Here is a 20,354-nt window from a genome sequence, read left to right on the forward strand (position 1 = left end):
TTCGCTAAAAAAAATCTTTACTGCATTGTTATCACATTGTATAATACTGGAGTACGTCATAAATGGACGCTTTCTTTCAACTAGATTCCAAGCTTCTGTGATATTGTCACAGATATCATTTTATAAGGGTTCTCATAAAGCTCGGAAAGGAGGTGTAACGACTGATGAGTGACAAGATCCGACAAAAAGACAAAAATAATATTTCTGTTTATATTCAAGGAGGAGAAAAAAAGGTTATGACAAAGTTTAACAAAAAAATGATCAACGTGCTGGCAACAGCGACATTGGTTGCTGGTGTAGCAACTCCAATCGCAGCATTGACTGCACCAACTGCAATTCATGCATCTTCCAGCTATGAAACCGTGTATACTCCAAGTATCGATTCTAGACAGCAAGACAACGCTACTTTAGGTAGAGCAAGAATTACCGTTTCCCAAGCTTCTGTTGCTAAAAATTCTTCGTTCACTGTTACTTTGCCTAAAGGCTTCACTTTCGGTACTGCTTCGAAAGGTGCAGTTGGTGCTACAACTTCTGCTAGTGATGCTACTTATGGTTTAGGTGTTTATGTTGACGCTGGTGACAATAAATCTAAAGCGACTACTGACAATCCTTTCCCTGCTGAGCCACTGAAAGTTGAACAACTAACTAATAACTCTGCACGTGTAACATTCAATTTTGAAAACTCTTTGGATAGTGCAAAAGTATACTTGAACTTTGCAAGCATCAATGTTGCTGGACCTAGCAATGGACCAGTGAAAGCTTCCATCGATGCTTCTTCTACAAGTGGTTTGACTAGCGGTGAAGTTGCAATTGCAAACGTAGTATCTTCCGGTCAAGTATCTTTGTCCGCTTTGGATACTGTTTCTAACACTGATAATTTCACTGCAACATTGAAAGTTAAAGAGCAAACTGCAGCTTCTTTGGCTAACAATAATAACATCAAGCTGAAACTGCCTAGTGGTTTTAAATGGAACGCTCCAAGCACTGCTACTATTCTGTATGGTGACCTTGCACCGAGCGATGTAGATTATAAAGTTGATGGTGATACTCTGACTGTCTCCTTGAAAAAGGTAAGTTCTAAGGAAACAACATTTAATCTGCCTATCAGCTTCTACGTTGATGACGAAACAAACGCTAAAGAAGGCGACATTACTGCAACGATCTCTGGTAACACAACCACTGACGTTAGCTCCCTCGTAGTTGGTAGCTATGGACAAATCGGTGGTGGCGTTTCCGTTGCTACTCCAACAACAATTCTTGCTGGACATGACGAGCAAAAAATTGGCGATATCGTAATTAAAGAGAAAGTAGCTCACTCTTTTGTTTCAGGTCGTACAGTAACTCTGCGTTTGCCTGAGGGTGCTCGTTGGCAGTCTACTTTCGATAGCAATAACCCAGGAGAAAATTTCGTTGGTTCTTTCGAAAATACTAATGGTATGGGTAACGTGAAAGTATCTTACACTGACTCCGACAAACGTACTTTGAGATTGACTTTCAACAACCCTAACAGCACTACTGACCCAGGTACTTTGAAACTGAAAAACGTTGAAGTTGCTACGCAACCAGGTTTCTCCGGTGATCTGAACGTTGAAGTTGCTGGTAGCCAAGGTCTGAGCGGTAATGTTAAGGTTGCTACTGTGAAACAAGCGGTTACTTTGGCTGCTGCTTCCAAACCAACTCTGACAATCGGTCTGGGCGACCAACAAGTTGGCGATATCACAATCACTGAAGCTGCTAAAGAAGCTTTCGTTAAGAAAGACGGTAGCCGTGAAGTAATCTTGGAATTGCCAACAGGCGTACGTTTTGCTTCTACTCCAGATGTTAAAGTAACAGCTGGTGACGTTAAAGTGAAGAGCGTATCTACTGATACTTATGGCGAAAGCAATAAAGGCCGTCTGAGCTTCTATATCGATAGCGAAAGTGCTACTCCAAGTACAATTACAATCTCGGCTCCTAAGCTGACTGTTGACCGTACTGTAGCTCAAGGCGATATCGTTGCTAAGCTGAAAGGTAGCGCAGTTTCTTACACTGCATACAAAGGCGCAACTGACAACACTCAAAACTGGAAAGACAACAACACTGCAGCTGCTGAAGTAGCAATCGCAACTGTTGGAACTCCAGCTCCAGGTGCTACTAAAACTAAAGCTGTCTTCACACTGGGAAGCACTTCCTACACTGTGAACGGCGAAAGCAAAACAGCTGATGTAGCTGCTTATGCTCAAAACGGACGCACTTACTTGCCAGTACGTTATGCTGCTGAAGCTCTGGGTGTATCTCCACAAAACATCCTGTTTGACAAAGCAACTTCCACAGTTACCCTGATCAAAGGTAACACTGTTGCTCAAATCAAACTGAACACTAACCTGTTGACTGTTAACGGTACTGTGATTCGCATGGATGTTAAAGCTGTAACTAACAAAAACCGTACTGTACTGCCTATTTACTGGGTAGGTAGAGCACTGGATGCAGCTGTTAACTATGATGCAACTGCAAAAACAGTTACTGTTGAAAACAACAACTAATTTAAGAGCAGCTCTTTTGAGTTAACTGAATTAGATGAGAAGAGGGTTCCTTTTGGAGCCCTTTTCTTTTATTAGCCTTATTGACAAAGGAGAGAAATTATGAAACGTTTTGGAGTGGCACTACTGTCCACATTGGCTCTTACTTCTATGTTCGCCAATCTTGCTGGAGCTCAATCAGGTGATATAAAGGTTATTATTAACGGTGTAACTCAGCAATATACACAGTCCCCAGTGGTTAGTCAAAATACAACCTTGGTGCCTCTTCGTGGCGTTTTTGAAAGTTTGGGAGCGCAAGTGGAGTGGGATAGCAAAGCTAAAAAAGTAACGGCATCCAAAAATGATGATACGTTAGCCTTGAATGTTGGTTCTAAACTTGCTTATAAGAATAGTGCGCCTGTACAACTGGATGCCGCAACTCAAATTCAAAAGGGTCAAGTATTCGTTCCTTTACGTTTTGTGAGCCAATCATTAGGCGCCAAAGTAAATTGGGATCAGACTACACGGACAGTAACTATTTCAAATCAAGCTGATGAAATCACTACTGGTAATCAAACCAACAGCTTGTCCAGTAAGCCTTTCGTAGCTCCTGTGACTAAAGTTACTTATGATACCTACTATAACGATTCTTTGACTTATGATGATGCTGTTAAACTGGCTATAGCTGATAGTACCTCAGTTAAAACAGCAGAGACGAATATTGATCAATCTGGCAAAATCATGAAGGAAACAGGGAAGAATATTGACTTTGTTCCTGCAGAAGCAGGCGATGAAGGACAGGACAAAGCTTTCAAAGGTTACGCTCAAACTAATCTTAACTATGAAGCTGCCAAAAAAAACCTGGATATGACTAAGGAAGGTATTGAATACAATGTGAAGGATCTTTATAACAAACTTCTTCAAAAGCAAAATGCGGTTAAGTTGGCTGCTTTGAATATTGAAGATGCTGAGCGGAAGCTTAAAGTTGCACAAATTAAAAGAGATAATCAAATGTCAAGTGACTATGAAGTTACACAAGCAACCAATCAGTTGACTCAAAATCAAGCTGCTTTAGAAAAAGCTAAAAAAGATCTGGATAGTGCATATGTATCTTTGAATCAAGTAATTGGCTATAAACCGGAACAACGTTATGAACTAAAGGATAAGCCTGTCTATTCTGAATTTAAAGATAATGTGGAAACCAAGGTAAGCCAAGTACTTACTAGTAGCACTGCTATTTGGTTAAGTGAACAAAAAGTGGATTTAGCTGAATTGAGCCTGAAACTCTACAATTTTAATACTCCAGGAAATACACCATACGAAGCTCAACAACTTGATGTTGAGAAAGCTCAGTATGCTACAGAGGGTACAAAGAGACAGCTTGAAGAAGCAGTAAGAACGCTTTACAACAACATTAAAGGATTAGAAAGTCAGTATTCTCAAATTCAAGCTGGTTTGGTGAGCGCTAGAAGTGCAGCCGATATGGCTAAAAAGCAATTTGATGTGGGCTTAGCTACTGAGCTTCAGGTTTATGAGGCTAATCTGAAAGTGACCACTGCTGAACAGCAAGCTGAAGATTTGGTAACAAGTATTGATACATTGAAGATGGCTTATGATAAACCGTGGGTTATGCAAGGTGCTTCTTCTGGGGCAAGCCAATAATACTATGAATACAAAAGTATTTTTACAGATGCATTAACCGTCCTAGGAGGATCAGCATGAAATCACGCTACAAAGTATCGTTGGCTGCCGTTTTACTTGGGGGAGGAATTGTTGCAGGCTCCTTAATGAACAATTCAGTTAATGGAGCCTCCAGTTCTGGACAACCTGGTACAGCTGATGATCCAGTCGTAACTAAAAGCTATGTTGACCAGAAAATTGCTCAGGCAATCAAAGGTGGAGCATCAGCAAGTAGCACTAAAACGACTACTTCAGCAGTTCCCGCTACAAGCGCTACTTCTAACGCAACAACTTCGGGAGCTTCTAGTACCGGCAAGGCTTCGACAGCAGTGGAACAGACCGAGGAGTTAAAGGTTGTTGATGTAAAGCCTGGTCAAAAGCTAATTGCCAAAGCTGGAGCGGAATTTATTTTACGCAATGGGTATGCTGTTGCATATAGTATGGATGCCAGTGGTGCTATTGATATTACTTCTGGAACAGAAATTGTTCATAATCAGGCTGTCGAAAAAAATCATTTATTATCGTTTCCTAGAGAAGGAAGAGGTATTCAGGTAAAAGAAGGACAAAAGTTTGGCTTGGTCGTTATGGTACGAGGCGGTTATACGGTACAGTAGACTGCTTTGTTCGTAAATACTGCTTGGGATAGCAAATTGTTCTTGGCTAAGCGACACCTAATCGCTGCACACTAACTTCATGAAAAACAATACATTTAATGGAGGGTGTGTACAATGGCGTCAAGAGGTCAAAGACAATTAATTCCCGAAAGCCGTGCCAGGTTACATGATTTGAAGTATGAGATCGCTGCTGAGTTTGGGCTCCCTGTCTATAACCCTCAATATGCTCATATACATCCCAACGCTGACAGTGAATTTGCTTCGGAATTAGGGGAGCTTGCGGGGACTGGGAATGTGGCATGGCGAGATTTAACTTCAAGACAAAACGGTTCTGTTGGTGGAGAAATTACGAAGCGATTGGTACAATCTGCTGAACGTAGCTTATCTGAATTTGGTGCATTATAAATTACAATAATTACTACAGATTTTGCTTCCAAAGTGTAGCTAGTTGTCAGAATTGATTTACATGTAAACTTATTCCGACTTTGAAGCTTGTAATTGAGCCATATGAATTGACACCTTGTTTTAAATAGGATATCATGGCATTTGAGGCTTGTACGCAACCTTTTCCTACCGGAAAAGGTTCATTTTTTGTTAATCAGGTGAAAAAGATATCTTCAATGTCATATGCTGGCTTGAAGGTACCTGAATAATACCATCGTCATGTCAGGATTTGTCATATAAATCCTCATGTATTTTAATTATGGGAGGTTGAAGTTCATGTCTGTAAAGGGCCGTCATTTGTTCACGTCCGAGTCTGTAACAGAAGGGCATCCAGATAAAATCTGCGATCAGATATCCGATGCTGTATTGGACGCCTTTTTGGCTAATGACCCTAATGCACGTGTAGCGTGTGAGGTATCGGTAGCTACCGGTCTCGTTCTCGTCATTGGTGAAATCAGCTCCAAATCGGAATACGTGGATATTCCATCCATTGTACGAAACACGATCAAGGAAATTGGCTATACACGTGCGAAGTACGGTTTTGACTACAATACTTGCGCTGTATTGACTTCTTTAAATGAACAATCTCCGGACATTGCTCAAGGTGTTAATGCTGCCTTGGAGAGTCGTGATCCTGCTGAAGTGGATAAAGAAACAGAAAACATTGGTGCAGGGGACCAAGGTTTGATGTTTGGTTTTGCTACGAATGAAACCCCTGAGCTGATGCCTTTGCCTATCGCTATGTCTCACCGTATTGCACGACGTTTGTCTGAAGTACGTAAGGATGGAACGCTGAATTACCTTCGTCCAGATGGTAAAACGCAAGTAACGGTTGAGTATGAGAATGGCAAGCCTGTTCGTATCGATGCAATTGTGGTTTCTACACAGCATGCAGAGGATACTACACTCGAGCAAATTCAAGCAGACATCAAAGAAAAGGTAATTTTGCCAGTTGTTCCTGCTGAATTGCTGGATGAACAAACCAAATATTACATTAATCCGACGGGACGTTTTGTTATTGGTGGACCTCAAGGTGATGCCGGTCTGACGGGGCGTAAAATCATTGTCGATACGTATGGTGGTTATGCGCGTCATGGCGGAGGAGCCTTCTCCGGTAAGGATCCGACCAAAGTAGACCGCTCCGCTGCTTATGCTGCTCGTTATGTAGCGAAAAACCTTGTGGCAGCTGGATTGGCAGACAAGGTAGAAATTCAGCTTGCATATGCCATTGGTGTAGCTACGCCGGTTTCGATTAACGTGGATACATACGGTACAGGTAAAGTAAGCGATGAGAAGCTGGTTGAGTTGATCCGCAATAACTTTGATCTTCGTCCAACAGGTATCATTCGCATGCTGGATCTGCGTCGTCCAATCTACAAGCAAACAGCTGCCTACGGTCACTTTGGCCGTACAGATCTGGATGTACCTTGGGAGAGCATAGACAAGGCAGAAACACTGAAAGAACAAGCGGGTCTGTAATTTCGAGTATGTTTTCAAATAAAAGCAATAATCAAAAAAAGACTGTCTCATGCCAAAGCATGAACAGTCTTTTTTTGATTATGTTTTGTAATCTAAGTACACATTATAGTTGCTTCAATGCACCGGATGGTTAGCAATTATTCCAATACCGGTGCAAGGTCCAATAAATTTTTGAGTAAATGGCAAACCTTTTGCAATTCCTTACGCTGCTCCAAATAAGAAAAAAGAGCTTTTAAGAGCCCCTTTTGAGGGCTTGCTTTCAGAGCTTCTTCCTTGAGCAGAGAGCAAATTTGCTGGTACTCCTGCTTATCCTCCAAACTCCATGAAGACAGCAGTATGCTGTCTTCCAGCGATTGGAGAAGGCCGCTGATCTGGCGGCCCTGATCAAAGGGATTGCTTAGAATGCTTTCACCTAACCAGCCCGGACTGCTCCACAAATGAGGGGCTGAATCTGTACTCTTTAGGCCGGTAACCAGGGAACTGGATACGAAGATGATAAATTGAGTAAGATTTTCAACCGTTTCATCGTTCATTCGGTCAGCAAAGTAACGAATGTATTCAAATACAATACTTTTGAGCACAAAGGTAATATCCCATGCAGAATCTTCAATGTCTGGTCCGAAAACATCAACCAAGCAGTCGCATACCCATTTATACAATTTGTATTCATGTTGTTCGAAGACGGTATTAAGCTGTTCATTCTGAAAAATGAGCATGGATGGCTCAGGAAGATCCATCATAAGATAAACCTTATTTTTCAAAAGATTTCTTAAATAGAGTACAATAAAGTCGTGCAGTTTATCATGAGTAGTGAGATCAGGTTTACTGTAAAGTGCCCGGATATCCTGTTCAATATTTTTCTCCAGGATGATGCACATTTCTAGAGGCAGTTCTTCCTTTCCCTGAAAATATTTATAAAAGGATGCCTTTGCCATCCCACTTTCTTTGGCGATTTCTTCAACAGATGTTGAATAATAGCCTTTTTTAGAGAAGAGCCGAATGGCTGCCTGTAAAATATCATTTTTTTTGCTTTCCATACATACTACCCCCTGGGGGCCAATCCGACAGCACGCCGCTTTACTCTGCACATTTTACAAAGGCTGGTCGTGTGTAATAACCGTGTGTTGCTGCTTTTTGAGTTGACGGCGCATTTTGAACTTGGCCATAATCATATACAAGGACGGCACGACGAACAAGGTTAACAAGGTTGAAAACAACAAACCGAAAATGACGGTAAAGGCTAGTGGTTTGAAGAGAAGGCTTCCCAATAGAGCTAACGGGATCATTCCTACAATGGCTGCCAGTGAAGTCAATAGAATGGGTCTGAAGCGGGCAGTAGCTGCTTGTATCACGGCTTCCTTTAGCTCCATTCCTTCATGCCGAGCGTCCTCGATAAATTCAATTAAGACAATACCGTTCCGTACAACAATACCTGCGAGTGCAATAATTCCCATGATACTCATAAAACCGATAGGCATACCCGTTAAGAAAATACCAATAATGCCGCCGGCTGCTGCCAGGTATACGGTCGTCATAATAATAATAGGAATAGACAGGGAATAAAACTGCATGGTGATCAGTAGTAAAATAAGCAGGACTACAACGATTGCCAGCTTCCCTAAATCCGCAAAAATGGTGGACTGATCGGATGTTTCGCCACCCACCTCCCATTTATAGCCTTCAGGGAATTTCATTTGTGCCAGTTTGCTTTCTACATCCGTCATCGCTTCGCTTGCAGTTCGTCCGTTTAAGTCGGCTTCTACCGTAATCGTCCGCTCCATATTGTAATGCTTGATTTGCTGAATAGCAAATGAAGGCTTAATCTGTACAAGCTGGTTTAACGGAATCTGTGCACCGGCTGAATTGACTACGCTTAATTGTTGGAAAAGCGCACTAGGCTCCTCGTTGCCATGATTCAAATACAATTTAATATCCACCAGATCATTTCCTGTATCAAATTGGCTAACTTTAGCCCCTTCCTTTAATAAAAGCAGGGTACGAGTCAGATCTGTATAGCTTACCAGGTACTGATCCATGGCTTGCTTGTTAACCTGCAAATCCAGAGCATACCTTTCAATTCCTATGTCATCCACGATGCCGGTTGTACCCTCTACTGTGGCAATCTGCTCTTTTACTTTTTGGGCAAGACTTTGCAGCTGATTCAGGTTCTGACCTGAAATCCGAATAGCGACTGGCTTACCCACCGGGACTCCCAGACGGGGAATATACGTCGTGACTGTAGCTTCTGGATAGGACTTCTTAACATGCTTTTCCCAAGCATCAACCGTTGTATTGAGATCAAAAATATCCTTCTTACCAATGACTGCCACTTGGCCGACAGTCTCATCATATCTAATATTTCCACCCGAGCTACTAATATCACTAAATAGTTGCGGTGCGGTTCCTCCGGCGCTATAGACGACCTCGGAGGTTTCGGGTTGTTTCTTTACCCAGCCTGCAATGTCTTTGACAACCTGGTCTGTTTGGATCACAGAGGTGCCTATAGGCATTTTTATATTTAATGCGACATGAGGGTCCTCTGACTCGGGAAAGAGCTCAACTGAAGTAAAGGGAACCAATCCATAAGCGGCTGTTCCAAGCATGAGTCCTACCATTGCAGTCAGCAGGGGACGCTTAATGACTTTGGGCATTAGCTTTTGTGAGTATAGCTTGTTTAAAGACTGAATCTGCTGACCCAACAAGCCTGAAGGTTTAGCTTTACCTCTAGGTTGACGAGTCTGCCTGCGTTTCTCATACCATTCTCGGAAAATTGGGATGATGGTGAGTGACATAACCATAGAGGCAAGCATAGTCAAAGAAACAATAGCGGGAATGGGCTTGATGAATGCACCTACATTTCCGGGCAGAAACAACAGTGGAGCAAAGGCCGAAATGGTAGCCAGTGTAGCAATCAAAATAGAAAGCATCACCTCTTTGGTACCCTTTACAGCTGCATCTGTGGGCGATTCCCCCAATTCCGTAAGTCTCCGCTCTATATTATCATTGACCACTACGGCGTCATCGACGAGTATACCAAGTACAATGATCAGACCGACAACGGAAATCTGATTGAGTGTAATACCGAACATTGGCAAAAAGATAATAGCAATCGCAACCGAAATCGGAATTGCCAATGCGACAAAAGCAGAAGTAAGCAAATTCAAACCCAGCATACAAACAAGGATAACAGCCACAATGGCAAGAATCGTTTCACGCTGTAAGTCCGCAAAGATATGATCCACCTGATCTTTTTGTGCAAAAAGAGTTTCAAGGCGAACCCCTTCCGGAAGTGTTTTCTCCAGCTCCTTGAGCTTGGTATTGACTTTTTCACTCATAGGCGGCACGTCTGTACCCTTTTCTGCTCCAATGCTTAGCGTAATAGCTGGCTTGCCCCCTACATAGGAAAAATATTCCGCTTGGGGGTGTGAAAGCTCCGTTGTAGCGACATCTCGCAAATAAACAGGAGCCCCTGCCTCTGTACGTGTCAGAATAGCCTGATTTAATTCTTCGGCTTTTTGGGTTTCACGGACAATGAGCTGAAATGTACGCCCGTTGTATTCAATATCACCGGTAGGGACACGATCAATTTGTGACTGGACTGCTTGTGCGACCTGCCCCCATGACAGATGGTACTGCTGAAGCTTTTGATTGTCGATTTGGACGCGCACTTCCTGGTCAGGAAGGCCATTGAACTTGACACTTGATACACCTGATAAGGTATTGAGCTGATCCTTCCACGTTGTGATCAAATCATTTAGTTTATACAAAGGTGCAGGAGAGTCAGCGACCAGAGCATAGGAGCCGATAAACGAGCTGGTTAGCTTGTCATTCACAACAGGTACTTCAGCACCTTCGGGAAGATCAGCTTGCGCATCCTGTACTTTTTTACGCATATTATCCCAGACGGTTTGAGGATCAACTCCATTTTTGGATTCAATTAAAATAGAGGAGAATCCGTTACCAGAAGTCGAGCTAATCGTTTTAACACCTTCAACTTCCTTAATGCGCTTTTCCAATTCCTTGGTTACGGTTTGTTCTACTTTTTGTGGTGAAGCACCAGCGTAGACGGTTGTTACCGTAGCATTCTGTATGGTGACATCTGGCATTTCCTGCTTCGGTAATTGGAAAAATCCAAAAGCTCCGACTAAAACAAGCATAACAAAAAAAAGTAACGTAATCTTTCGCTTTTTTACGAAATATTCAATCATGGGCGGCCGCCTTCTTCCGCTTTAATCGCATTGCCGTCAAATAGATTTTCTGCCCCTTTGATGACAATACGTTCGCCCTCACGAAGGCCGGATACGATTTGTAATTGATTTTCTATAACCTGATCGCCAAGCTTTACGGGTGTTTTAACAGCTTTTCCTTTAATATCTTTAAAGATAAAAGGCTCTGTTCCTGTGTTAATGACCGCTTCAGCGGGAACGAGAATGCCGTTCTTGTCTGTCACTTGTCGAGCAGCTTTAATCACCTGACCAGGTAACCAGTCCCGCTGAGGATTGTTTATAACGATCTCTACGTTGACTATTCCCGTATTGGCACTGGTTGAAGGGTAGATATTGGAAACAGTGCCTTGACGGCTTTCCTCATATAGCATCACATTCACAGATTGCCCCTTCTTCCAATCTCTGATTTCACTGTCCGGTACCGGGAGCAGTACCTTGAGACGGTCAATGGAGCCTATGCGATAGACGGTTTGGCCTGAAGCGACCAAGTCACCTGTATTGACGCTCTTGCTTAAAATAACGCCGTTCACAGGAGAAATTAGACGGGTGCGTGAAAGCGCAAGTTCTGCCTGCCCCTTGGCAACAAGGGCTTTTTCGTAGTTGGCATGGGCTTGTTTTTTGGAAGCCGCAGCCTGCTCACTGGCAGCAAGGGCTTTGCTTTTACCTGCAAGCGCATCTTGAAAGGAAGCCTGGGCGGATTGATGATCTTCGGCTGTGGCCCCTTCCAGCAAAAGGGACAGGGATTCCTTGGCTTGCTCCAGATCTTTCAGGGCTGCAGTAGCATTCAGGCGAGCATTCTCATTATCTGATGCGGTAGCAGCGCCTGCCTCAAACAGCTTCTGCGTACGCTCACTATCCGTCTTGGCTTTATTATAGGCACTTTGTGCCTTATCTACAGTGGCTTGCGCTTGCTGTTTCTCTTGAGCTCGTGCACCTTTATTGATCTTGTTGACATTCGCGCGAGCTCCTGTAATGCCAGCATCGGCGGATTGAATCGCAGAGCTAGCAGCCTGTAAATTAGCCTGTGCGTTATCAATACCAGCCTGCGCCTCCAGGATGGAGGCCGTCGCCTGTGCCACCTGAAGCTTGTAATCAGCGTCATCCAAACGAGCAATAACAGCTCCCTTCTGTATAGCAGTACCGACAGTGAGATCTGCACTGGCTACGGTGCCTCCATTTTGAAAAGCCAGTGTGTTTTCCTCATAAGCCTGAAGAGTGCCTGACAAGTTATAGGCAGTATGGAGCGGAGAGGATTTGACAACTGCAGTACGCACAACGGTTGGCTGTGCAGCTGAGCCTAGACTAGCATCTTTCTCCGTGCTGGAACATCCAGCGATTACTATGCTCAGGGATAAAGTAAGTACGGTAAGTAACCGTTGTTTATTCATGTTTTCAAACCTCCCGATAGGTCAATAAGAATAGACCTGAACTCATTAGTATGTTTTGAACTTGATAGTTCATTCGTATTATATTTCGCCCATACTGTGTTCGTCAAATCATTGTTTTCGATTTTATGAATTAGTTGGCGGGATTTTCGTAACTTTTGCCTTTATAATAAGTCTATTAATATAAGAAGACTTTTTTTGTTTATTGCTAGAGTACACGTACGGAGCATTCCGTTTGAATACAATAAAGATGGGAGCTATTATCCAAATGTTTTTAAGTAATAGGAAACAGGGCAATGAGAAAGTGAATGGTAGAAGAATCGCTAAAAGATGGGCCGTTCTGACACTGGCAGGAGTATTATGGGTGGGACCGATCGCTGGAACAGGGGCTCTAATTCCGTTGAATGGCTGGATGTCTGCACCAATCGCAAGTGCAGCCTCCGGTTCAACGGTAAAATTGGGTGAAGAAATTATTACCTCTGGTGCAACTTTGGTGAAATATCGTTTTAAGGGTTCCAAAGGAACCGCACTGGCTGATATTATCCGGGTGGACTTGCAGAATCCATACGTAAAGCTGGATGTCATGACCGGGAAGAACGGACAGTTCACGACCCGTCAGAGTACAGGTGGCATGGCAAAAGAAACAGGTGCAGTGGCTGGGGTAAATGGAGACTATTTTAATACCTCCAGCGAGGGAGCACCGATTGGCGGACAGGTATCTAAGGGTGTGCTAATGTCCACTCCGTCTGATTTAACAGGCATGTATGCCTTTGCCGTAACCAAGGACGGTTCTCCGATGGTAGAGCAGTTTACCTTTGAAGGTACAGTAAAGGCCGGGGATGGGTCATCCTTTTCTTTGGCGGGGATGAACAAGGCTTCATATACACCTGAAACGAGTGGAAGCAGCTACAGCCACTCCAATGCCATGTATATTTATACACCTGCTTGGAAAGCAGTGGAACGACCGAAGAACAGCTCAACAACGCCTACCGAGGTATTGGTGCAAAACGGTGTGGTTACGCAAGTCTCCAACAATGCTGCGTTGAATATGACGGTTCCGCAGGACGGCTATATTTTACGTACTCATGGCAAAGCGGCTGAATATGTCAAAGAGCATCTGACAGTAGGACAGACGGTGGAAACGAGCTATCATCTTCGTGTGAAATCGACAGGGAGTGAAGTAGATCCTTCCAACCTTCAAATGATGATTGGTGGACATACCATATTAGTAAATGACGGTCAGAAAACCTCGTTTTCCCGAAGTACAACGAGCATAGGCGGGACCCGTGCGCGTACAGCTTTGGGATATTCGCGTGACAAGCGTTACGCTTATGTCATTGCCGTGGAGAAGAACGGGAACAGCGTTGGTGTATCTCTGAGCGAGCTGCAAACACTGATGAAAGATATTGGTGTCTGGAAGGGCATGAATCTGGATGGAGGCGGCTCTACCACCATGGTAACTCGTGATTTGGGAGATACGACAGCAGCGCTCACGTTCAATACCGAATATGGCACGGAGCAGCGCAGCATCGTAAATGGAGTGGGTGTATATACCAGTGCTCCTAAAGGGACGCTTAAAGGCTTCACCATTAAAGGCAATAAAACATTGCTGATTGGTCAAACTGGAAGCTATTCCTTCAAAGGATATGACAACTACTACAATCCATTCGATACTTCGAAGGTACAAGTGACGTGGAAGTCCAGCAATCCGGCTGTTGTGTCAGTGAGTGGCGGCGTTGTGAAGGGAGCCAAACCGGGAACCGCTATACTAACAGCATCCAGTGGTTCAGCAAGTGCTACGACCAAGGTTGCAGTGCTTGGAGCAGATGAAATTTCATCACTGACCGCAGGAAGTGGAACAGGCTCGCTTGCCGCTGGTGCTAAAATTGCTGTACCTGTAACGGCCAAGACGAAAGATGGTCAGAGCGTTAGCATTACGTCAGATGCCCTCAAGTGGGAGTTCATCGGCTTTAAGGGAAGTGTCAAGGACAGCCAGCTTACAGTCAATTCGGTGGACTCGGGTGTGAAAACGGGCTATGCCATCGGTCGCTATGACGGTTTCAGTGCGGTTGTCTTCCTGTCTGCAGGCGGGGAAAGTACAACCGATTGGGAGGATTTCGAAAATGTTTCGTATCCGATTGATTTTACTTCGAATGTAGCTGGCGTTACCGGGACAGCTGCCGTTGTGCAAGGAGATGGGGATCATGCCAACTCTAAGGTGCTGGAGCTGAACTATGATATGACAAACGGCAGTGGCAAAATGTATGCTTATGCCCAACTGAATGGCACGTCCGGAAAAACGCTTGAAAAAGCGGCTTCATCCATCTCTGTGGATGTAAGAGGGGATAAGAGCCTGAACTGGTTGCGGGCAGAATTGGAGGATGCCCAAGGCCAAACGGCATATATTGATCTGGCCAAAGTAATTGACTGGAACGGCTGGAAAACAATTAATGCAGACATGAGCGGGTTGAAAATTTCGTATCCGGCGAAGCTCAAGCGTCTTTATGTGGTCAATGTAGCCGAGGGTCAGGACGAGCGCGCTAAAACGGGCAATGTCGCTTTTGATAATATTTCTTTTAATACACCGGGAACGGTTGGCACCGAAGGACTCAAAAAGGGAACAGCTCAGATGACGATCGGGCAAAAATCAATGAGCGTGAACGGAACAGCGACGGCGATTGATGCGGCTCCAATGACACGCAATGGTTCAACGTATGTGCCGATCAAGTATGTACTTGATGCTTTTGGTGGGCAGGCCAAGTGGAATGCAGGCGATCAGCGGATCACGATTATGCGCGGCGGTGTACTGATGGATCTGACCGTAGGGAAAAAAGAAGTTGTTTTGAACGGAAAGCGTCAGAGCACGGATGTAGCACCTATAGTGCTAGGTGGCAGGACTTTAGTCCCATTAAGACTTGTGTCTGAGCAGCTAGGGATGACTGTAAAATGGGAACAAGAAACGAAGACCATCACCCTCCAGTCATGATATGGTATGATATATACTTGAAATGCTAGGATTGGAGTAGAACATTTGTGGACTTTCAAGCCGATATCATAGACCGAGTCATTAAAAATGCCATCCAGGTGATGGAGAACAGCAAATATCAGATGTTCGAAATATTGGACACGGCCCGGACCGAGCTGGTCACGTTAAATCAGGAGCTTCAAAGTGTCCTGAAGGAAACGGCGGAAACGATTGAAAAGGTGGACCAGCTGGAAATGAATTATCGGCGGTCCCGTATACGGCTGACTGAGGTCAGCCGTGACTTTGTTCGTTATTCAGAAGAAGATATCAAGCAGGCTTATGAGAAGGCGACACAGCTTCAGCTCGATGTGATGATTTTTCGCGAGAAGGAAATGTATCTTAAAGCCAGAAGAGATGATCTGCAAAAACGGGCCAAAAGTGTCGAGGCTTCTGTCGAGCGCGCCGAAACCATCGGTTCACAGATGGGGGTCGTGCTGGAATATTTGTCAGGTGAGTTGGGACAAGTGACGCGGATCATCGAATCGGCCAAAAATCGGCAGTTTATTGGTCTTAAAATTATTTTGGCTCAGGAAGAGGAGCGTAAGCGCATATCTCGTGAAATTCACGATGGACCTGCGCAACTCCTTGCGCATCTAGTGCTTAGGACGGAAATTGTAGAAAGAATGATCGCCAAGCAGGAATTTAAGATGGTTCAGGACGAAATAGTAGACTTGAAGAAACAAGTTCGCTCCAGTCTTGAGGAAATGCGAAAGGTCATTTTCAATCTGCGTCCTATGGCCCTGGATGACTTGGGGCTTATTCCGACGCTCCGAAAATATGTGCAGGATTTTGAAGAAAAAACGAAGATTAGAGCGCTTTTTGAAACAAGGGGCAAGGAACACCGTCTCTCTTCCGCGATGGAAGCAGCCATTTACCGTCTGATTCAGGAAGCTTTGACCAACGCTGCCAAGCATGCTTATCCTACCTATGTGCTTGTTGAGATTACCTATCAGGCGCAGCTTGTAAAAATCGTGGTACAGGATAATGGTCTGGGCTTTAAGCCAGAACTCTTCCAGCAAAAAAGCAAAGATCATGGGCATTTTGGTCTGATTGGTATGCGGGAAAGGGTTGAACTGCTCGAGGGGAGAATGGAGATCGAATCAGCTGAGAATCAAGGCACCAAGATAGTGATTCATATCCCAACCAACGTGGAGAAGGGAAAGGAGTAACAACATGGAAAATCAAGAAATCAGTAATGCACCCATTAAAGTTCTCTTGGCGGACGATCATCAATTGTTCCGTGAAGGACTTAAACGTATTTTAAATATGGAGGATGACATTGAGGTCATCGGAGAATGCGGTGATGGCATTCAAGTATTGGAATTTTGTAACGTAGAGAAACCGGACATTGTTCTGATGGACATTAATATGCCAATTGAAAATGGTGTAGAGGCAACCGAAAAGCTGCGTGAGATGTTCCCGGATGTCAAAGTGATCATCTTGTCCATTCATGATGATGAAAGCTACGTATTCGAAACGTTGCGCAAGGGGGCCAACGGATATCTGTTAAAAGATATGGAGGCGGAGTCCCTTATTAACGCGATCCGTTCGGTTCATGAAGGATATGCGTTTATTCATCCGAAGGTAACGGGTAAGCTCATTCAGCAGCTTCGCCGAATGACCTACCTGAATGAAACCGGAGCTATGGCTGAGGGCCATACCAAGGAAGCAGGCGTGAAGTTTGTCGCAGGCGAAAATAATCCGTTGACCCGCCGTGAGGCTGAAGTGCTGCGTTTGATGGCTGAAGGCAAGAGCAACAAAATGATCGGTGAATATTTATTCATTAGCGAAAAAACGGTCAAAAACCATGTCAGTAGCATTCTGCAAAAAATGGAGGTTGACGACCGAACACAAGCGGTTATTAACTCGATCAAATACGGATGGGTTACGCTGTAAAGTGTAGTCTTTGAAACCCAGTACATAACCGTGACACCTCTTCCTGTTATACGGCATATATTGTCGCTATAGGAGGAGGTGGAACCTTCGTGACGGCTCACTTGGTTTGGATATTGCTTATATACGGTGTAGGGGCCGCGGTCGTACATCTCATGTATATACGACAGGCGGTTCAGGCTTATCGCAATGGTGAAGATGCGCACGCATTATCTCCGGAGCATCGTGCGACCCGCTATATTGTGATTACGTCCAATGACGGAGATCGTGTGGAATGGGTGATGCGTTCGTTGAGCATACTTGCTTGGCTACACCGGAGGCCGCTGCATGTGACGGTACTGGATGATGAGTCCATGGACGACACACTGCCGATTCTGACACGGATGGTGCGTTATAGCCATATGGAAGTTTCGGTTATTTCAAGTCGTTTCTCACCGGGGGACCCGGTTTTACCGAAGTCAGGCGGTGAAAAGCAGGTTGTTATTGATCTTAGAACAGCCAACCCGTTGGCAGATACCCCACTTGTTCCTTAATGACAGGGAATTGTGGACACAAGGGTCAAAATCGGATATAAATATGTATAAGCAATTGCATATGCAAGACGATACGAATCTTGTTGAGGTTCGATTGATGTGAAGCACACTTCAGGCTATAAGCCATAGGAGTGTGCTTTTTTGCTGTTATCAGGTGTGATAAGAAACAGAAAAAAATGATAGTGATAGATAGGAGGGTATACGGTGAAAATTGCTGTGTATGCGGTTAGGTATATGGGGCATTGGAATCTACGATTATCTGTGGATATTCGAGTAGATATGACATGGTGGATGCATCGAAATGAGGGACAGAAGAATATTTTCGAAAGGTGGGTGTTATTAGGAGAAGGGTTTCCATTGCCTTGGGGAACAAAGCTGTGTGAAACATTTAAGGAACTAGCGGATATGAAGCGATGGGGGAATAAGCAATGGTGGGGATATATTTTTTCAAACCTAAAAAATGAACTGGCTCTCGAACCTGTTGGCGGAAAACGGATTTTATCTGGTGAAATAGATCACATATGCATTTGGGATGGTGAACAGGGCTGGATTTCTGGTGCAGAGGTAGGAGCAGAAAAACGAGAAATAAAAGGAGCATTAAGTTTTGTTCAAAAAAGGAATCTCAACAGAGAAATTGAAAAACTGGATATGGAATGTGTGGTACGACAAGCGAATGAGTTGGTCGGTCTACTGTCTGGACGACAGTTATTCGTTCCGGAAGTTGAAGCGCTGCTGGCAGAGACATCGCCAGGTTTGGAGCGTGCTTGGCATTCAGCTGCGCAACTCGCTTATCTACAAGGTCGGCTCAGCTTTGCTGCTGGCCTTGCTCCCATACCATGTGCGCGCCGGTCAGCCACGCGTACACAAGAACTCCGCTGCAACCGTTGCGGCAGCGGGATGGTGTACCGTACGAGCTGCGCATCGTGTGGACGCAAGGCGTGCGCTTATTGCGAGACATGTCTCGCACTTGGGCGCAGCCGTGAATGCTCGCTGCTGCTGCGCGGTGCAGCGAAACCCGCCGTGCCGCGCACGGCAGGAGCAGCCCCGGCAGCGGAACTCGACCGCTGGGGGCTGAGCCCTGCACAACGTGTCGCAGCCGAAGCGGCATTGCACTTTTTGGCCGCACCACCCGTGAAAGTGCGGGGGCGCTCTCGCCTGGAAAGCCGCTGGCAACGGGCGTGCGAATTATTCAGGCGCTGCATGGTTGCGCGCCGGGACTCAGGCGCTGCCGCTACGCTTGGCTGCACTCTTGCCCGCAGCGGGCGGTCTTCACCCAAATCCGGTGAGCGTTCGGAGAGTATCGCTGATCGGCAAGTACCCGACCCCGCAGCAGAACGTTTTCTGCTCTGGGCCGTTACTGGCGCAGGCAAGACGGAAATGATGTTTCCGCTTTTGCAGTATGTGTTGGAGCGCGGAGGGACAGCGCTTGTAGCAACACCGCGCCGGGATGTGGTACTGGAGTTGGCACCTCGTTTGGAAGTTGCTTTTCCCCAGGATACCATGGTAACACTCTATGGAGGAAGCGCAGAACGTTGGCAAAGAGGGCAGCTGACACTGGCAACGACACACCAGCTATTGCGTTATCATCACGCCTTTGATCTGGTAGTGATTGATGAAATTGATGCATTTCCTTATCACAATGATCCTATGCTCGCCTTTGCTGCACTAGCTGTATGTAAACCGGAGGGCAAGTTTATCTATTTATCTGCTACGCCACCGCATGTCCTGCAGAAAGAGGCAGCACGCGGTCGACTTCCACACGCCAAGGTTCCTGTTCGGTTTCATCGGCATCCCTTACCTGTCCCATTTCGCCTGGGGACTGCTCCTGTGAAACATTGGTTGCAAAAAGGTCAGCTTCCCGCCGCCTTTACTCAACGCCTGCGCGTATCTATACAACGAGGAGCGCAGGTCTTCCTGTTTGTGACACGAATTTCACATATTCAGGGCCTGGTGGAGCTGTTGATAAAACACTTACCTGATGTTCCTATTGCCGGTACCTCATCACAGGATGAAGAAAGAACTGTTAAAGTGCGTTTATTTCGAGCTACTGAAATACGTGTGTTGGTCACAACTACTATTTTGGAGCGGGGCGTGACTGTTCCGCGGAGCGATGTGTACATACTGGACGCGGATAGCCATCTTTTTGATGAGGCATCTCTCGTCCAAATGGCTGGTCGCGCGGGAAGGTCCAAGGATGACCCGTACGGAGGTGTTATTTTCACATCTCCTCAATGGACTCGTGGTCAAAAGAGGGCAATCAGACAGATTCAACGCATGAATACACTAGCACGGAAAAAAGGCTATCTGAAGGAGATCAAGCATTAAATGCATTAAATAAAAAATGTTTTTTTAGAAATATGAAACCTGAAGCTATGCCGGTACGTAAACTGCCAAGAAAGGTGCATTCTGGTATGGGGATGATTTCAAGAACACGTTTTTTTATGAATTGGCTACTCCATCGTCAGTCCCAGGCATGTATCGCTTGCGGCACTCTCACAGGGCGTTTTTCCGAGTATGCAGGGATTTGTACTACTTGTTCGGTTCAAATTCCTTGGATTTACAAAATTCGGTGCGTTC

13 protein-coding genes are annotated in these 20,354 nt (G+C 45.0%); 10 read left to right on the forward strand and 3 right to left on the reverse strand.

The window, feature by feature from the left end; translation table 11 throughout:
* Window positions 1-164 precede the first annotated feature (164 nt).
* The 5 genes from LCF57_RS04875 to metK all read left to right on the forward strand — a co-directional run bounded on the left by LCF57_RS04875 (window position 165) and on the right by metK (window position 6,715).
* Window positions 165-2,522, forward strand: coding sequence for a copper amine oxidase N-terminal domain-containing protein (locus tag LCF57_RS04875; protein ID WP_225999695.1), 2,358 nt, complete (start codon window positions 165-167; stop codon window positions 2,520-2,522).
* Window positions 2,523-2,621: 99 nt separating this feature from the next.
* A complete protein-coding gene (locus LCF57_RS04880; RefSeq protein WP_225999696.1) occupies window positions 2,622-4,160 on the forward strand; it encodes a stalk domain-containing protein in 1,539 nt (512 codons plus the stop codon).
* 56 nt (window positions 4,161-4,216) lie between these two features.
* Window positions 4,217-4,792 carry a hypothetical protein gene (locus tag LCF57_RS04885; RefSeq protein WP_225999697.1) on the forward strand — a complete coding sequence of 192 codons (576 nt, stop codon included), beginning with the start codon at window positions 4,217-4,219 and terminating at the stop codon, window positions 4,790-4,792.
* A gap of 114 nt (window positions 4,793-4,906) precedes the next feature.
* The gene (locus LCF57_RS04890) at window positions 4,907-5,197 is read left to right on the forward strand and encodes an alpha/beta-type small acid-soluble spore protein (protein ID WP_225999698.1); all 291 of its coding nucleotides are present in this window, start codon (window positions 4,907-4,909) and stop codon (window positions 5,195-5,197) included.
* Between the two features lie 315 nt (window positions 5,198-5,512).
* A complete protein-coding gene (gene metK, locus LCF57_RS04895; protein WP_225999699.1) occupies window positions 5,513-6,715 on the forward strand; it encodes a methionine adenosyltransferase in 1,203 nt (400 codons plus the stop codon).
* A 137-nt stretch (window positions 6,716-6,852) separates the two neighbouring features.
* Here the strand turns inward: metK and LCF57_RS04900 are convergent, their stop codons facing one another.
* The 3 genes from LCF57_RS04900 to LCF57_RS04910 are packed head-to-tail and all read right to left on the reverse strand — an operon-like array spanning window position 6,853 to window position 12,329.
* Entirely contained in the window at window positions 6,853-7,752 is a 900-nt protein-coding gene (locus LCF57_RS04900) for a TetR/AcrR family transcriptional regulator (protein ID WP_225999700.1), read from the reverse strand.
* Window positions 7,753-7,806: 54 nt separating this feature from the next.
* Window positions 7,807-10,923 (reverse strand): efflux RND transporter permease subunit, encoded by a 3,117-nt coding sequence (locus tag LCF57_RS04905; protein WP_225999701.1) that lies wholly within the window; start codon window positions 10,921-10,923, stop codon window positions 7,807-7,809.
* Window positions 10,920-12,329 carry an efflux RND transporter periplasmic adaptor subunit gene (locus LCF57_RS04910; protein WP_225999702.1) on the reverse strand — a complete coding sequence of 470 codons (1,410 nt, stop codon included), beginning with the start codon at window positions 12,327-12,329 and terminating at the stop codon, window positions 10,920-10,922. Before LCF57_RS04910 ends, LCF57_RS04905 begins: the two co-directional genes overlap by 4 nt.
* A gap of 265 nt (window positions 12,330-12,594) precedes the next feature.
* On the opposite strand from LCF57_RS04910, the gene LCF57_RS04915 reads away from it, so the two are divergent.
* From LCF57_RS04915 to LCF57_RS04935, 5 genes are all read left to right on the forward strand, one after another.
* The gene (locus tag LCF57_RS04915) at window positions 12,595-15,312 is read left to right on the forward strand and encodes a stalk domain-containing protein (protein ID WP_225999716.1); all 2,718 of its coding nucleotides are present in this window, start codon (window positions 12,595-12,597) and stop codon (window positions 15,310-15,312) included.
* Window positions 15,313-15,359: 47 nt separating this feature from the next.
* Entirely contained in the window at window positions 15,360-16,520 is a 1,161-nt protein-coding gene (locus LCF57_RS04920) for a sensor histidine kinase (RefSeq protein WP_013373402.1), read from the forward strand.
* Window positions 16,521-16,524: 4 nt separating this feature from the next.
* Complete coding sequence (locus LCF57_RS04925; RefSeq protein WP_007432713.1) at window positions 16,525-17,247, forward strand: response regulator; 723 nt, start codon at window positions 16,525-16,527, stop codon at window positions 17,245-17,247.
* Window positions 17,248-17,336: 89 nt separating this feature from the next.
* A complete protein-coding gene (locus LCF57_RS04930; RefSeq protein ID WP_225999703.1) occupies window positions 17,337-17,777 on the forward strand; it encodes a hypothetical protein in 441 nt (146 codons plus the stop codon).
* Between the two features lie 204 nt (window positions 17,778-17,981).
* A complete protein-coding gene (locus LCF57_RS04935; protein WP_225999704.1) occupies window positions 17,982-20,102 on the forward strand; it encodes a helicase-related protein in 2,121 nt (706 codons plus the stop codon).
* Window positions 20,103-20,354: the final 252 nt, after the last annotated feature.

The organism is Paenibacillus sp. BJ-4 (genome assembly GCF_020404765.1).
Lineage (GTDB): Bacteria > Bacillota > Bacilli > Paenibacillales > Paenibacillaceae > Paenibacillus.

Excerpts from the sequence above, each read along its gene's own strand:
- LCF57_RS04900 (WP_225999700.1), bottom strand. The coding sequence starts at position 7,752 with ATGGAAAGCAAAAAAAATGATATTTTACAGGCAGCCATTCGGCTCTTC.
- LCF57_RS04905 (WP_225999701.1), bottom strand. The coding sequence starts at position 10,923 with ATGATTGAATATTTCGTAAAAAAGCGAAAGATTACGTTACTTTTTTTT.
- LCF57_RS04880 (WP_225999696.1), top strand. The coding sequence starts at position 2,622 with ATGAAACGTTTTGGAGTGGCACTACTGTCCACATTGGCTCTTACTTCT.
- LCF57_RS04910 (WP_225999702.1), bottom strand. The coding sequence starts at position 12,329 with ATGAATAAACAACGGTTACTTACCGTACTTACTTTATCCCTGAGCATA.
- LCF57_RS04890 (WP_225999698.1), top strand. The coding sequence starts at position 4,907 with ATGGCGTCAAGAGGTCAAAGACAATTAATTCCCGAAAGCCGTGCCAGG.
- LCF57_RS04915 (WP_225999716.1), top strand. The coding sequence starts at position 12,595 with ATGTTTTTAAGTAATAGGAAACAGGGCAATGAGAAAGTGAATGGTAGA.
- LCF57_RS04885 (WP_225999697.1), top strand. The coding sequence starts at position 4,217 with ATGAAATCACGCTACAAAGTATCGTTGGCTGCCGTTTTACTTGGGGGA.
- LCF57_RS04875 (WP_225999695.1), top strand. The coding sequence starts at position 165 with ATGAGTGACAAGATCCGACAAAAAGACAAAAATAATATTTCTGTTTAT.
- LCF57_RS04925 (WP_007432713.1), top strand. The coding sequence starts at position 16,525 with ATGGAAAATCAAGAAATCAGTAATGCACCCATTAAAGTTCTCTTGGCG.
- metK (WP_225999699.1), top strand. The coding sequence starts at position 5,513 with ATGTCTGTAAAGGGCCGTCATTTGTTCACGTCCGAGTCTGTAACAGAA.